This window comes from Streptomyces sp. NPDC001070, from assembly GCF_053598835.1.
In genome coordinates, this window is sequence record NZ_JBSFLB010000011.1 from 95,317 (window position 1) to 108,512 (window position 13,196).

At 74.4% G+C, this 13,196-nt stretch carries 11 protein-coding genes and 1 pseudogene; 5 read left to right on the forward strand and 7 right to left on the reverse strand.

Annotated elements, in window-relative coordinates; translation table 11 throughout:
* Nucleotides 1–5 precede the first annotated feature (5 nt).
* Complete coding sequence (locus tag ACWDAS_RS15680; protein ID WP_450390321.1) at nt 6–539, forward strand: HD domain-containing protein; 534 nt, start codon at nt 6–8, stop codon at nt 537–539.
* Here the strand turns inward: ACWDAS_RS15680 and ACWDAS_RS15685 are convergent.
* The 3 genes from ACWDAS_RS15685 to ACWDAS_RS15695 all read right to left on the reverse strand — a co-directional run bounded on the left by ACWDAS_RS15685 (nt 487) and on the right by ACWDAS_RS15695 (nt 4,824).
* Complete coding sequence (locus ACWDAS_RS15685; protein ID WP_450390324.1) at nt 487–2,685, reverse strand: FUSC family protein; 2,199 nt, start codon at nt 2,683–2,685, stop codon at nt 487–489. The genes ACWDAS_RS15680 and ACWDAS_RS15685 overlap by 53 nt on opposite strands.
* A 115-nt stretch (nt 2,686–2,800) precedes the next feature.
* Nucleotides 2,801–4,084 (reverse strand): PP2C family protein-serine/threonine phosphatase, encoded by a 1,284-nt coding sequence (locus tag ACWDAS_RS15690; protein WP_450390327.1) that lies wholly within the window; start codon nt 4,082–4,084, stop codon nt 2,801–2,803.
* Nucleotides 4,085–4,179: 95 nt separating this feature from the next.
* Nucleotides 4,180–4,824 carry a peptidoglycan-binding domain-containing protein gene (locus ACWDAS_RS15695; protein ID WP_450390329.1) on the reverse strand — a complete coding sequence of 215 codons (645 nt, stop codon included), beginning with the start codon at nt 4,822–4,824 and terminating at the stop codon, nt 4,180–4,182.
* Nucleotides 4,825–5,096: 272 nt separating this feature from the next.
* Here ACWDAS_RS15695 and ACWDAS_RS15700 point away from each other — a divergent pair, with 272 nt between their 5' ends.
* The 3 genes from ACWDAS_RS15700 (at nt 5,097) to ACWDAS_RS15710 (ending at nt 8,342) form a co-directional block, all read left to right on the forward strand.
* The gene (locus ACWDAS_RS15700) at nt 5,097–6,068 is read left to right on the forward strand and encodes an aldo/keto reductase (RefSeq protein WP_450390331.1); all 972 of its coding nucleotides are present in this window, start codon (nt 5,097–5,099) and stop codon (nt 6,066–6,068) included.
* Between the two features lie 124 nt (nt 6,069–6,192).
* Nucleotides 6,193–7,692: an MFS transporter gene (locus tag ACWDAS_RS15705; RefSeq protein ID WP_450390334.1), complete on the forward strand. Its 1,500-nt coding sequence runs from the start codon at nt 6,193–6,195 to the stop codon at nt 7,690–7,692.
* Between the two features lie 68 nt (nt 7,693–7,760).
* Nucleotides 7,761–8,342 carry a dihydrofolate reductase family protein gene (locus ACWDAS_RS15710; RefSeq protein WP_450390336.1) on the forward strand — a complete coding sequence of 194 codons (582 nt, stop codon included), beginning with the start codon at nt 7,761–7,763 and terminating at the stop codon, nt 8,340–8,342.
* 6 nt (nt 8,343–8,348) lie between these two features.
* Here ACWDAS_RS15710 and ACWDAS_RS15715 read toward each other — a convergent pair whose 3' ends face one another.
* Together ACWDAS_RS15715 and ACWDAS_RS15720 are read right to left on the reverse strand one after the other, a co-directional pair.
* Nucleotides 8,349–8,864 carry a mycothiol transferase gene (locus ACWDAS_RS15715; protein ID WP_450390339.1) on the reverse strand — a complete coding sequence of 172 codons (516 nt, stop codon included), beginning with the start codon at nt 8,862–8,864 and terminating at the stop codon, nt 8,349–8,351.
* A 54-nt stretch (nt 8,865–8,918) separates the two neighbouring features.
* The gene (locus ACWDAS_RS15720) at nt 8,919–9,866 is read right to left on the reverse strand and encodes a LysR family transcriptional regulator (RefSeq protein ID WP_450390342.1); all 948 of its coding nucleotides are present in this window, start codon (nt 9,864–9,866) and stop codon (nt 8,919–8,921) included.
* A gap of 71 nt (nt 9,867–9,937) precedes the next feature.
* Between ACWDAS_RS15720 and ACWDAS_RS15725 the strand changes: the two genes are divergently transcribed.
* Entirely contained in the window at nt 9,938–10,864 is a 927-nt protein-coding gene (locus ACWDAS_RS15725; RefSeq protein WP_450390344.1) for a DMT family transporter, read from the forward strand.
* Here the strand turns inward: ACWDAS_RS15725 and ACWDAS_RS15730 are convergent.
* Together ACWDAS_RS15730 and ACWDAS_RS15735 are read right to left on the reverse strand one after the other, a co-directional pair.
* Nucleotides 10,831–11,561 (reverse strand): annotated as a pseudogene (locus ACWDAS_RS15730) (class I SAM-dependent methyltransferase). The gene ACWDAS_RS15725 and the pseudogene ACWDAS_RS15730 sit on opposite strands and share 34 nt — an antisense overlap.
* A 71-nt stretch (nt 11,562–11,632) precedes the next feature.
* The gene (locus ACWDAS_RS15735) at nt 11,633–13,123 is read right to left on the reverse strand and encodes a S1 family peptidase (RefSeq protein WP_450390345.1); all 1,491 of its coding nucleotides are present in this window, start codon (nt 13,121–13,123) and stop codon (nt 11,633–11,635) included.
* Nucleotides 13,124–13,196: the final 73 nt, after the last annotated feature.

The window sequence follows — 13,196 nt, forward strand, 5'->3', positions numbered from 1 at the left end:
CGAGGATGGGGGCCGTGAAGGTGAACAGCGTCGCCGATGCCGAGGCCCTGGCCCGCCTGGCGCACGAGGGCCAGACCGACCGCATCGGCGTGCCCTACATCGAGCACGTCCGCGCCGTCGCGGCGGGGCTCGCCGCCTTCGGCCCCGAACTGCAGATGGCCGGGCTTCTGCACGACGTCATCGAGGACACCCCCTGGACCGCCGAGCGGCTGCGCGCCGCCGGCGTCCCGGACCGCGTCGTCGGCATCGTCGAGCAGGTCACCAACCGCCCGGACGTGCGGTACGAGGACACGTTGCGGCGGATCGCGGCCGGCCGGGACGCGGCCCTGGTGAAGATCGCCGACAACGCCCACAACAGCCACCCGGACCGGGCCGCGCGGCTCTCGCAGGAGCAGCGGCTGCGGCTGGCCGCCAAGTACCGGGGCGCCCGCGCCGTGCTCTGGCCCGTGGTGCCCCGCGAGGACGTCGCCGCCATCCTCGCGGTCGTCAACCCGGCACTGCTGTCCGACCTTCCGCCGGCGGACGGACGATCGCGGTGACCACCCGCTGCAGGCTGGAGAGCCAGATCGCGGCGTCGACGGCGTAGTACAGCAGCGGGTCCGGTGCCCGGCCGCCCGAGGCGGCACACACGTCCGCGATGACGGTGCGGTCCGTCGGCACCCGCCGGTCCGCGGGCTCGACGGGGGCCGGGCGCCGGGTGCCGGAGCGCAGGTCGTATGTGAGCGGCAGCGCGGTCAGCCGCAGGTGGTGCGCGGCGTCCCGCAGGTGCGCGGCGCTGAGCGGCCACGCCGCCAGGGCCCCCGGTGGGCAGTGGTCCACCAGGGTCTGCCCCATGGTCAGGACGCGGTTCCCGGCCAGCATGATCGCCTGGAAGTCGGTCGCCGAGGCGGGCTCGACGCCGGGGGCGTCGCGCTCGGTGGCGTACTGGGCGTAGCTCGCCTCTGCGATCAGCTGGGCGAGCCGGGCCCTGGGCAGGGCGTCGCCCACCGATCCGGTCCCGGTGATGCACTCGGTGATCTGGGTGACCGCGCGGGTGCCCTGGTCCAGCAGCCGGGAACAGGCCCGCCCCAGCTCCCCGGTACCGCCCCGCGGCCAGGCCAGCAGCCCGACGAGGATCCCGGTCAGGGCACCGGTCACCACGTCGGCGATCCGGAACGCGGCCAGTTCCGGGCCCGCGGGGGCGATCTGTGTGAAGGCGGTGGCCACCGCGACCGTGAAGAACGCCTGGCCCCAGCCCAGCCCGAGCAGCGGCCCCGCCGTGAACGCCAGGAAGAACACGGGCGGCATCACGACGGCGTACACGAGGGCATGGTCCCCCACGAGCACCAGCATCGCCGCGGCCACCCCGGCCCCCACGAGCGTGCCGCGCACCGCGGGGACCACGGTCGTACGGGTGCCCGCGGCACTGGTGCGCATCACGGTCAGCGTGGTCAGCAGTGCCCAGAAGCCGTGCGACAGGCCGAGCCCGCCCGCGATCAGCCGGGCCGCGGCGAGGGCGAGCGCGATGCGCACCGCGTTCTGGAAGTAGACCGAGCGCGGTGTGAGGTGGGCCCGCATCCGGTGCCCGTACAGCGAGGTGAACGACTGCCCCGCATACCAGAACGGACCCGGCCGCTCGCCGTGCGGCGTCATGTCAGGCGGGACAGGGGCACCGAGCGCGATCCGCACCGACGTGACCAGGAAGGCGGCCGTGTACGCGATGTCGAGGGCCATCGCCCCGTCCCGCACCGTCGTGGGGGAGTTCGTGCCCGGCACCGGCGGGCGGGCCCGGTGCTCCTCGAAGGCCGCCGCGGCGGCCGCGCACGGGGCGACGACGGGCGGCGGCGCCTCCCCCGCCAGGGCCCGGGCGGCGCTGTGGCACGCGGTGGCCGAGGCCAGCAGCATCCGCGACCGGGCGGGGTCGGGCGCGGGCGACCGCTCCCGGGCGTCGTCGGCCAACTGCCGGGTCTGCGCCAGCAGGTGCCGCAGATACGCGGCACCCTGGCACAGCGCCCGGTCGCGTGCCCCCGCCGACGCCGGACGCTCGTCCTTCGGCACATGGCTCATGCGCAGCCGCTGCGCCGTCTCCACCAGCACCTCCGGCCGGTCGCACGCCACCGGCGGCTCCTGCGCCAGCGACTGCAGCGCGTCGGCGGCGGTCCGGCAGGCCTGGGCGAGCCGGTCCTGGTAGCGGCCGGGCGGCGGATCGGGCAACACCCAGGTCTCGGCAGCCGCCATCAGCAGCACGCCGACCACCAGCCCCGACAGGCGCAGCCCCAGCGTCTCCGGCTGGTAGGGCGGGAAGCACGGCAGGATGTAGAACAGCTGCAGGCCGTTCGCGAGCCCCACCAGCTTCGGCCCGCCCACCCCCGAGTACGTCACCGCGAAGCCGACCCCGAGCATGCCCAGCGCCGCCGTCCAGTCGCTCACGGCCAGCGCCGTGCCCAAGGTGACCAGCAGCGCGGCGACCGGCAGCGCGGCCAGCAGCGTCCGGGCACGCTCGCGCGGCGTACCGGGGACATAGGACAGGGCACCGGAGGCGACCGCGCCGAAGAGCGCGTAGATCGCGACGACGGGATCCCCGAAGCCGTAGCGCGCGACATAGAAACTCAGGCACGCCACGAGCGCCACCCGCGCGGAACGGCGTACCGCCCGCAACTCCGGGTCACGGGTCCGCAGCCACTCCAGCCCACCGCGACGGGGCACCCGCGGCCTCCTCGCTCCTCAGGTCCACGACCCCCCACCCTTCAGATCACGGTAGGCCGGGCCCGACCGCCCGGCCACCGCGCGAGGACCGCCACACCGGTGGGGTGCCCGCCCGTCACAGGCGGACGGTGACCAGAGCGATGTCGTCCGACGCGCCGCCGGCGAGGCCGAGACGTGCCAGCAGGGTGTCGGCCAGCTCCTCCGCGCCGAGGGCGGGCTGCTCGCCGAGCGTGGCGGTCAGACGGGCCAGGCCGATGTCGATGTCCTCGTCACGGCGCTCGATGAGCCCGTCGGTGTAGAGCACCAGCGTGTCCCCGGGACGGTACGACAGTCCGGCCTGCGGGCGGGCGACGTGGGTGGGGCGTGCGCCCAGGGGCGGGTCGGTGGCCTGGTCCAGCAACTCGCAGCGGCCGTCGGCATGGAGCAGGACCGGCGGTGGGTGCCCGGCGCTGCTGTAGCTGATCGTGTGCCGGCTCCTGTCGATCAGGGCGCTCACGGCGGTGGTGGCCAGCGCGCCGTCGACGCAGCGGGCGTAGAGGCCGACGACCTCCAGGGCCTTGGCCGGACCGTCGACGGTCCGCATCGCCGCGCTCAGCGCGCTGCGCAGCATGCCCATGACGCTGGCGGCCTCCAGGCCGTGGCCGACCACGTCGCCGACCGCCACCGCGAAGCAGTTCGCCGAGAGGTTGACCACGTCGTACCAGTCGCCGCACACGTTGAGTGAGCCCGCGGCGGGCAGGTAGCGCACCGCGATGTCCTCGTGCAGGGCGAGGTCGGGCGAGTGGAGCATGGCCTCCTGGAGCGTGAGGGCGACCTGGCGCTCGCGGGCGTGGGCCTCGCGCAGCTGCTCGTTCAGGCGCTGCAGCTCCCGGGCCCGCGCGTACAGCTCGGCCTCCATCGCCTGTTCCCGCTCGCTCAGGTCCGCGCCCTGCAGCGTGTGCCGGTGCCGGCGGGCCTGGACGAAGGCGGTCACGTCCTCCACTCGGTGGATGATCCACGCCACGGTGCCGTCCGGCCCGAGGACCGGGGTGTTGATCGGGCTCCACCAGCGCTCCTCGAACGTCCCCGGCCGGGTCATCACCGGGATGTCGTACTTCTGCACCGCCATGGTGTCGGGCTCGCGGTAGGTCAGGACCCGGTGCAGGGAGGCGCTGAGATTGCGCACCCCGTCGGCCCGCGGATCAGCGGGATTGTCGGGGAACGCGTCGAAGATGTGCTGCCCGATCAGGTCGTCCCCGGTCCGCCCGGTCGCCTCCAGGTACGCCCGGTTGACGCCGACGATCACCAGCGACGCGTCCAGCACCAGGTACGGGCTCGGCGTCGCCGCGAACAGCGCCGCGTAGTCGATCCGCGGTGTCGCGACGGCGTGCTGGTCGTCCCCCGTGTCCGACAGGGCCACGCATCCAATCTATAAGGCGTTCGGCGACCGCACCTGTCGCGACGGACGCCCCCCGGGCCGCCGCCCGACGGCCACCGGTCGGGGCACCCGCGGACTCAGCCCGAGGCGAGGCCCGACGTACGCGACTCCAGGTCCCGGCGGGTGGCGTCGCCGTACTCGCCGCTCTCGTCGCCGCGGACGCCGTACCAGACCTGGAAACGGGCGACGGCCGCGGCGAGGCGCCCGTCGAAGCGGCCGTCCACTGCGCCTCCCGCGTAGACGTCGGGGATCCTCAGCAGGCGGGCCTGCAGCTCGCTGACAGCCGGGCCGCTGTCGCCCTCGCGCAGGATCCCGGTGGCGGGCGCGGCGGGGGCGGCGGCCGTGGGTGTGCCCGGTGCCGCGGGGGCGGCGTCCCTCGGGGTGCCGGGGCCCGGGCCGGGGGAGAGCAGGGCGAAGGCGAGCGCGAAGCCGACGGCGCCGCCGGTGCCGGTGAGGGCGGCGATGCGCAGGGCGCGCGTGGAGCGCCGGGGGCGGGTCGCCCGGCCCTCCGTCCGGGGCGGCCCGGCGGGTTGGGGCCCGGCGCCGTGCGGCCCGACCCTCCGTGGGGGCGGTTCGGTGCGGGGGAGCGGCTGGGTGTCGGGACCGTCCTCCCGGTGCGGCGCCGAACCGGTGTCGGGGCGGAAGAGGCCGAGGGAGTCCTCCCACGGCTCGTCGGGGCCGGCCGCCTCCCGCGCGGGGATGACCCGTGTCGGTTCGATCATGCGGCGCCGCGACGGCCCTTGGGCGGACGGGTTCGGCACAGCGATCCCCCTGTCTCCCCCCGTGATCCGTGCTGGGCCGACCACGCTAGGACCCGCCCGCACCCGTATGGGCGGAATCGCCGAATCCGTCGCAACGCCAACCGGGTTGGGGTATGCGGGCCGCCCCGCCGACGGCACGCCCCGGAACCCCGATGACCTTTCGCGGGCCGGTCGCCTATCGCCGTGGCGGCGGAGATCGCTCCGCCGGCGACGGCACCGAGTGGAGGACGAGAGTGCGCGACCGGGACCTGGGACGCAGTGGGCTGCGGGTGTCGGAGATCGGCTACGGCGCCTGGGGGATCGGCGAGTCCGCGTGGGTGGGCGCCACCGAGGACGAGTCCGTACGGGCCCTGAACCGGGCCGTCGACCTCGGCGTGAACCTCATCGACACCGCCCGCGGCTACGGCGAGAGCGAACGCATCGTCGGACAGGTCGTCCGCGAGCGGGCCCGGGCCGGGGACGAGATCCTCGTGGCGACCAAGGTGCCGCCGAGGAACCGCCTGTGGCCCGCGCCCGACGGCGTCGACCCCGCGGAGGCGTTCCCCGGCGACCACATCCGCGAGAGCCTGGAGACCAGTCTGCGGGCGAGCGGGCTGGACCACTTCGACGTGCTCCAGTTCCACGTCTGGAGCGACGATTGGGTCGGCCGCGGGGACTGGGCGGAGACCGTCGCCGACCTGAAGAAGCAGGGCAGGATCCGCCTCTTCGGCGTCTCCGTCAACGACCACCAGCCGGACAGCGCCCTCGCCCTGGTCCGCAGCGGGGTGGTGGACACGGTGCAGGTGATCTACAACATCTTCGACCAGGCGCCCGCGGACGCGCTGCTGCCGGCCTGCCAGGAGCACGGCGTCGGCGTCATCGTCCGGGTGGCCCTCGACGAGGGCGGCCTGACCGGCCGTGTCACCGCCGGCACGACCTTCCCCGAGGGCGACTTCCGCAACCGGTACTTCCGCGACGACCGCCCGGCACAGGTCGAACGGCGCGTGGACGCCATCGCCGCGGACCTCGGCATCGGCCGCGAGGAGATGGCCGAGACCGCGCTGCGGTTCGTCCTGAGCTCCCCTGCGGTCTCCACCGTCATCCCCGGCATGCGCTCCGTGCGCAACGTCGAGCGCAACACCGCGCTGAGCGACGGACGCGTGCTGACGCCGGAACAACTCGCCGTGCTGGCACGGCACCGCTGGCAGCGCAACTTCTACAGCTGAGGGGCGTGAGGAGGACCTCGCCGGTGCGCACCACCGCGGGCCGTCGTGTGACGGTTGGAGCATGAACGACCGGGCCGGGGGAAGGCGCGCTCCCGGACAGAACGGCTCGTTCAGGGAGGTGGCCATGGCAGCGTCGAGGGCTCACGCCGACCCGCCGGGAGTGATGCGGACCGATGTGCCCGCGCGGCTGGACCGGTTGCCCTGGACCCGCTGGCACTGGCGCATCGTCATCGGGCTCGGCACCGTCTGGATTCTCGACGGCCTCGAGGTGACCATCGTCGGCAACATGGCGGGACGCCTGGCCGAGAAGGGCAGCGGCATCGACATCAGCACCGCCCAGGTCACCACGCTGGCGGCCGCGGTGTACGTCGCGGGGGCGTGCCTGGGCGCCCTGTTCTTCGGGCGGCTCACCGACCGGCTCGGCCGCAAGAAGCTGTTCATGGTCACCCTGGCCGTCTATCTCGCGGCCACTGCGGTCACCGCCCTGTCGTGGTCGGCCTGGTTCTTCATCCTGTGCCGCTTCTTCACCGGCTTCGGCATCGGCGGGGAGTACGCGGCGATCAACTCGGCGATCGACGAGCTCATCCCGGCCCGCGTGCGCGGCCGCATCGACCTGATCATCAACGGAAGCTTCTGGATCGGCGCCGCCGTGGGCGCGTTCGCCTCCATCGCCCTCCTCGACACCTCGCTGTTCGCCACCGACGTCGGCTGGCGGCTCGCGTTCGGCATCGGCGTCGTCCTGGGCCTGGTCATCCTGCTGGTGCGTCGCCATGTGCCGGAGAGCCCGCGCTGGCTGTTCACCCACGGCCGGGCCGAGGAGGCCGAGCGCCTGGTCGCCGGCGTCGAGCGCACCGTGGCCGAGGAGAGCGGCGAACCCCTGCCCGAGCCCGGCGAGAGCATCCTCATCCGTCCCCGCGGCGAGCTGGGCTTTCTCACCATCGCCCGTACCGTCACCCGCGAGTACCCCCGGCGGACGCTGCTCGGTCTGGCGCTCTTCTCCGGCCAGGCATTCCTCTACAACGCCGTCACCTTCGGCTACGCGGTCATCCTCACCACCTTCTTCGACGTGCCGAACGGCGACACCGGCTACTACTTCGCCGTCATCGCCGTCGGCAACTTCCTCGGCCCGCTGCTGCTCGGCCACCTCTTCGACTCGGTCGGCCGCAAGCCGATGATCACGGGTACCTACGTCGGCTCGGGCCTGCTGCTCTTCGGCACGGCCTGCCTGTTCCAGCAGGGCGCCCTGAGCGCGGTGACGATGACGGCCTGCTGGACCGCGGTGCTGTTCCTCGCCTCCGCGGGCGCCGGCGCGGCCTATTTGACGGTCAGTGAGATCTTCCCGTTGGAGACCCGCGCGCTGTGCATCGCGTTCTTCTACGCGGTGGGCACGGCCATCGGCGGCATCAGCGGCCCGCTGCTCTTCAACGGCCTGGTCGGCAGTGGCGAGACCGCCGACACCACCCTCGCCTTCTGCCTGGGCGCCGCCCTGATGACCCTCGCGGGCCTGGTCGAGGCGGCGATCGGCGTACGGGCCGAGCGGCGCAGCCTGGAGTCCCTGGCCGCCCCGCTCGGCGCGGTCGAGGAGCCCGCTGCTGACTCCGGCGCGGCGGCCGCGCGGGGCTAGAGCACGCCCCGGGCGACGGAGGGGGCGTATCGTCCGGTGGGTCGTCCGCAACCCCGGTGAGGACCGCCATGCGAAAGATCATCCTGCAGACGTCGGTGTCCCTCGACGGCTTCTTCGAGGGACCCGGCCGCGACATCGACTGGCACCTGGTCGACGAGGAACTGCACCTCCACATGAACGAGCAACTGAAGGCGATGGGCGGCTTCCTCAGCGGCCGTGTCACCCACGAGCTCATGGCCGGGTACTGGCCGACGGCCGACGCCGATTTGGAGAGCACCCCGGCCGAGGCGGAGTTCGCCGGGATCTGGCGCGACATGCCGAAGTTCGTGTATTCGCGGACCCTGGAGCGGGCCGACTGGAACACCACGATCGTGCGGGACGTCGTCGTCGACGAGGTCATGGCGCTCAAGGCGAAGCCGGGCGGCGACCTCGTCCTCAGCGGCGGCGACCTGGCCGCCTCCTTCATGCGGGCCGGGCTGGTCGACGAGTACCGGATCTACGTTCACCCGGTTCTCATCGGCCGGGGCAGGTCGCCCTTCCCCGACACGGACACCAGGACCGCCCTCCGGCGCACCGGGACGCAGGCCTTCGGCAACGGGGTCGTGCTGCTCCGGTACGAGCGCGCCGAGGCCGGTTCCCCGCGGACGTGAGCCGGGCTACAGCGCGCCGCGTTCCACGCAGCCCCGCAGGTAGGCGGCCTGCCCGGCGTGCTGCAGGTCGTCCGACACGACGCTGACCAGCCGCACCGCGAGCGTCACCGGCGGATCCCAGGAGGTGTCGACGACACGCGGGAAGTCCGTCTCCCGCAGCGTCCGCAGATACCGCAGCGTGTTGTCGTGGACGGCGTCGTGATAGCCGGTCAGCAGCTCTCCCGACTCCACGCGCAGCGCGGCGACGTCCTTGGGCCGGTGGCCGTAGCCGGTGTCGTACGGCGCGAAGGGCAGACCGAAGCGGTCGGCCCAGCCGTCGGCGGTCCACAACTGCTCGCTGCCCGCGACGCCGGCCACGTGATCGTCCTGAATGCGGGTCAGATGCCAGACGAGCCAGGCGATCGGGTTGGCCCCGTCGTCGGGCCGCGCGTGCAGGCTCTGCGCGGACAACCCGTCCACGGCCTCGTGCACGGTCTCCCGGATCCTGCCGAAGGCGTCGGCGAGCAGTTCGGCGCTCTTCACATGTGCCTCCTCGTTCCCTGTCGCGGGCGGTCCGCCCGAGCCGCTCCGCCCAAGCTAGGCGTGCTCCCCGGCCGCTGCCACCAGACACTCCAGCACCCGGCGCAGCGGCGGCTGCCCGGCGGTACCGGCGGCCAGCAGCGCCGAGACCGTACGGGTCACCGGGCGGGCCGGCGGGTGGAGGCTGACGCCGTCGAGGGACGCGGGCAGGGCCAGCCGCGGGACGAGGGCGACCCCGGCACCGGCCGCGACGAGGGCGGTGATGACGGAGAAGTCGCTGGCCAGCGCCACCGGCCGGGGCACGAAGCCGGCGGCGCCGCAGGCCCGCCGGGTCAGTTCGTGGCAGGAGGTCTCCTGCCCGGGCATGAGCCAGTCCTGCCCGGCGAGGAGCGCCAGGTCGACGGGCCGGCCCGGGGCGAGACCGTGCTCGGCGGCGAGCGCGGGGGGCAGGGCGAGCAACACCGGGTCCTCCAGCAGATGGTGCTGCTCGCATCCCGCGGGCACCTCGCGCGGGAGCAGGCTGTACGCATGGACGACGGCGATGTCGGTCCCGCGGCGCCGCAGCAACTCCACGGCGGCGTCCGGCTCGTGCTCGCCGATCCGGAGCGCGGGCGCCGCACCGCCCGCATCGCCCGCGTCCTCCCCACTTTTTGCCTCCCCGGCGAGGAGACGCCACACCGCCGGCAGCAGGGTGCGCGCCGCCGACGGGAAGGCGGCCACGCGCACCGGGCCGCCCGCGCCCCCGCGCAGGTTCTCCAACGCGGCCTCGGCGGAGGCCAGATCACCGAGGATCACCTCCGCGTGTTCGACCAGCAGCCGCCCGGCCGCGGTCAGCCGCAGCGTACGGCCCTGCTTCTCCAGGACCGGGACCCCGGTCTCCCGTTCCAGGGCGGCCAGTTGCTGGGAGACGGCCGGGCCGGTCAGATGCAGGGCCTCGGCTGTGGCCGCGACCGTGCCGTGCACCGAGAAGGCCCGCAGCAGGCTCAGCCGGCGGACGTCTAGCATTAGGAAACCTTCTCATTTGCCATAGAAAGAGTAACTGGATCTTTATTATCCTAGCCGGGACAGTGGAACGCGTGAAGAGTCCCGTTCCGTCCCCCCGTGTGCTCGCCCTGGCCGGCACCGTCGTGCTGTGGGCCTCGGCGTTCCCCGCCATCCGCGTCGGCCTGGAAGGGCTGGGGGTGGCCAACCTGTCGTTCCTGCGGCTGGCCGTGGCCTCGGCCGCACTCGCCGTGGCCGCCCCCCTGCTCGGCGTGCGCCCGCCGCGGCGGCGCGACCTGCCGCTCGTCGGGCTGTGCGGCCTGACCGGCATGGCCGCGTACCAGCTACTGCTCAACTGGGGCGAGGTGCACGTCCCCGCCGGGACGGCGAGTCTGCTGGTGGCCATCGCCCCCGCCTTCAGCGTGCTGCTCGCCACGGCGTTCCTCGGCGAGCGCCTGACCCGCACCGTCGTCCTGGGCAGCCTGGTGGCGATCGGCGGGGCCGCCGTCATCGCCCTCGCCCGTGGTGGCGCGCACTTCACCGCCGGGGCGCTCGTCGTCCTCGGCGCGGCGGTCGTCCAGGGCACGTACCACGCCGCCACCAAGCCGCTGCTGCGCCGCTACACGGGGCTCGAGGTGGCCTGCTACGCGATGTGGGCCGGCACGCTGATGCTGCTGCCGCTCGCCCCCGGCACCCTCGCGGCGATGGCCCGCGCACCCGGCTCGGCCCTCGCCTCGGCGGTCTATCTCGGGCTGCTGCCGTCCGCGCTGGGCTTCGTGATCTGGGGGTACGCGGTCGCCCGGCTCAGCCTCGCCACCTCCACGGCGGCCCTGTACCTCGTACCGCCGGTGGCCATCGCCGTGGCGTTCGTGTGGCTCGGCGAGCTCCCCCGGCCGGCCGAGATCGTCGGCGGCGCCATCGGCATCGCGGGCGTCGTCCTCATCAACCGCGGGCGGCCCGCGGCGTCCGGCACCACCGGGCCGGCGCGTCAGCGGATCGCGAGCACCAAGGTCACGACGTAACGCTCCTCCATCACGCCGTCCGGGAAGAGCCCGGTCAGGCGCTCCCGCTCGGCGGCGAGGAAGGCGTCCGCGCGCTCCTGCCCGAGCACCAGGAACGCCGACTGGGTACCGATGTTGGCCAGGTGCACCTCGACGGGCACCCGCCGGGACCACGGCAGGCGGCGCTCGGCGAAGTCCGCCCGCCCGGCAGCCGGCCGGAGCGGGGGCGGGACAGCGCCCCGAAGAAACCGTGCAGCCGCTCCTCCTGGGCTGCGATCCACGGAACCGAGGCATCGGGGTCGTTGCGCCACAGAGCGAAGGCGCCCCCGGGCCGCACCACCCGCAGCGCCTCCGGCACCGACCGGCCGGGATCGGTCCAGTGCCAGGCCTGGGCGTACGTCACGAAGTCGAAGGATCCGGAGGCCAGCGGCAGCCGGTCGCCGTCCCCGCGTACGAGGCCGACGCCGGGGAGCTCGCGCCGGAGCTCCGCGGCCATCCCGTCACCGGGTTCGACGGCCACCATCCGGGCGCCGCGGGCGTGCAGCAGCGCGGTGGCGATGCCCGTCCCGGCGCCGACGTCCGCGACCCGGGCACCGCGCAGCCGGCACCCCGCCAGTTCCTCCACGGCGTCGAGGAGAGCCGGGGGGTACGAGGGGCGGTTCGCGGCGTAACGGCCGGCGGCCCGGTCGAAGGAGCGGGCGCGGGGTGAACTGGTCATGTCCCCATGATCCTCCGCTCCCCCCCCCCGCGCCCCGGGACCGGCCGCCCGGTCCGCCGCGTCCGCCGGTCTCAGCCGCGTGCGTATCCGTAGCCCGATCCCGCGGCGGGCCGGATCCACCGGGTGGCCAGCAACGCGAGGAGGCTGACGGCGACGATCAGCAGACCGGGCCCGATGCCCCTGCCGCTGCCGATCGTGCCGAGCGACGTCGGGTCGCTCGCGGTGCCCGGGTAGACCGGAGCCCCGCCACCCGCGGCCGGCGGGGCTCCACCGGGTGCCCCCGGTGCCGCCTGCTGCGCGCCGGAACCGGTGCCGGAACCGCCGCCCGCGCCCCCGCCCCCGCCCTGGCCCGCGCCACCGGTGGGCGCGCCCGCAGACGCGGAGGGAGCCGAGCCGGGTGTATCGGCTCCGGCGGCGGGAGCGGGGGCGCCGCCGCTGTCGGTGGCCCGGGGCAGGCTGACGCCGAGCGTCTGCATGGCGGTGGTCACCGGCTGGAAGAAGGTGATCCCGCCGGCGGTGCAGTCGCCGCTGCCGCCGGAGGTGACGCCGAGCGCGAAGCCCCGGGCGAACAGCGGGCCGCCGCTGTCACCGGGCTCGGCGCACACGGAGGTCTGTATGAGGCCGTTGACCGTCCCCTCGGGGTAGTTGACCGTCGCGTTGAGCCCGGTGACCTGTCCCGAGTGCAGCCCCGACGTGCTGCCGCTGCGGAAGACCTCCTGGCCCACGAACGGGTCTGCGGCGCCGGTGATCCGGACCACGCGGCCGCCGCCGATCCCGACGACGCTGCTGTGGTCCGAGGCGTCGTTCTGGTACTGGACGAGCGAGAAGTCGCCGCCGGGGAAGGAGGTCGAGACGGTGGTGCCGACGGGCTTGGTCCCCTGGTTGTCGGCGAACCAGCTGGTGCCCGGCGGGCCGCAGTGCCCGGCCGTCAGGAGGAAGTCGGTCGTGCCGTTGGTGACGTTGAAGCCCGCGGAGCAGCGGCTGCCGCGGGTCAGGATCGGGGCGGCGCCCGCGGTCCTGGTGGTGAACTCCGCCTCGGTGCGCTCCACGCGCACCTGCCCGCCGATGTCCCGCGCCACCGACTGCAGCCCCGCCCACTCGTCGGCGGAGACCGTGCTGTCGGCGAGCACCACGACCTCGTTGGAGACCGGGTCGACCGACCAGGCCGTGCCGGGCACGCGCGGAGCGTCGCGGAGCTCGCCGGCCGCGGTCTGCAGCTCGCGCATGCTGTAGCGGACGACCTTCGCCCGGGCGCCCGCCTCGCCGACCTCCGCCGCCGTGTCCTCGTCGGTCACGGCGACCACCGGGTGGCCCTCGGGGTCCACCCAGCTCCCGGCGGTACGGGTGTCCCCGAGCCGCGCCGCCAGGTCTCTGGCGAGGCCCGCCGCGTCCGTGGCGCCCCGCGCGCCGTCCGGGGCGTCCAGCACCTGGCTGCCTCCCCTGGCCTGCGTGCCGCCGGGTGCCGCCCCGAAGGCCTGCGACATCATCACTCCGCCGCAGACGATCCCCGCGACGGCCACGAGCCGCAGCGCGCGCTGCACCTGACGCCGTGTGCGCCTCACCGTGCCCCCTACATCCGCTTCCGTACCTGCAGGTCACCGGCATTCACTGCCGCGGGTCCGGGAAGGAACCCGG

What these genes read in the sequence shown, in the direction of transcription:
- ACWDAS_RS15695 (WP_450390329.1), bottom strand. Translation starts at nt 4,824, where the DNA reads ATGATCGAACCGACACGGGTCATCCCCGCGCGGGAGGCGGCCGGCCCC.
- ACWDAS_RS15710 (WP_450390336.1), top strand. Translation starts at nt 7,761, where the DNA reads ATGCGAAAGATCATCCTGCAGACGTCGGTGTCCCTCGACGGCTTCTTC.
- ACWDAS_RS15680 (WP_450390321.1), top strand. Translation starts at nt 6, where the DNA reads ATGGGGGCCGTGAAGGTGAACAGCGTCGCCGATGCCGAGGCCCTGGCC.
- ACWDAS_RS15705 (WP_450390334.1), top strand. Translation starts at nt 6,193, where the DNA reads ATGGCAGCGTCGAGGGCTCACGCCGACCCGCCGGGAGTGATGCGGACC.
- ACWDAS_RS15720 (WP_450390342.1), bottom strand. Translation starts at nt 9,866, where the DNA reads ATGCTAGACGTCCGCCGGCTGAGCCTGCTGCGGGCCTTCTCGGTGCAC.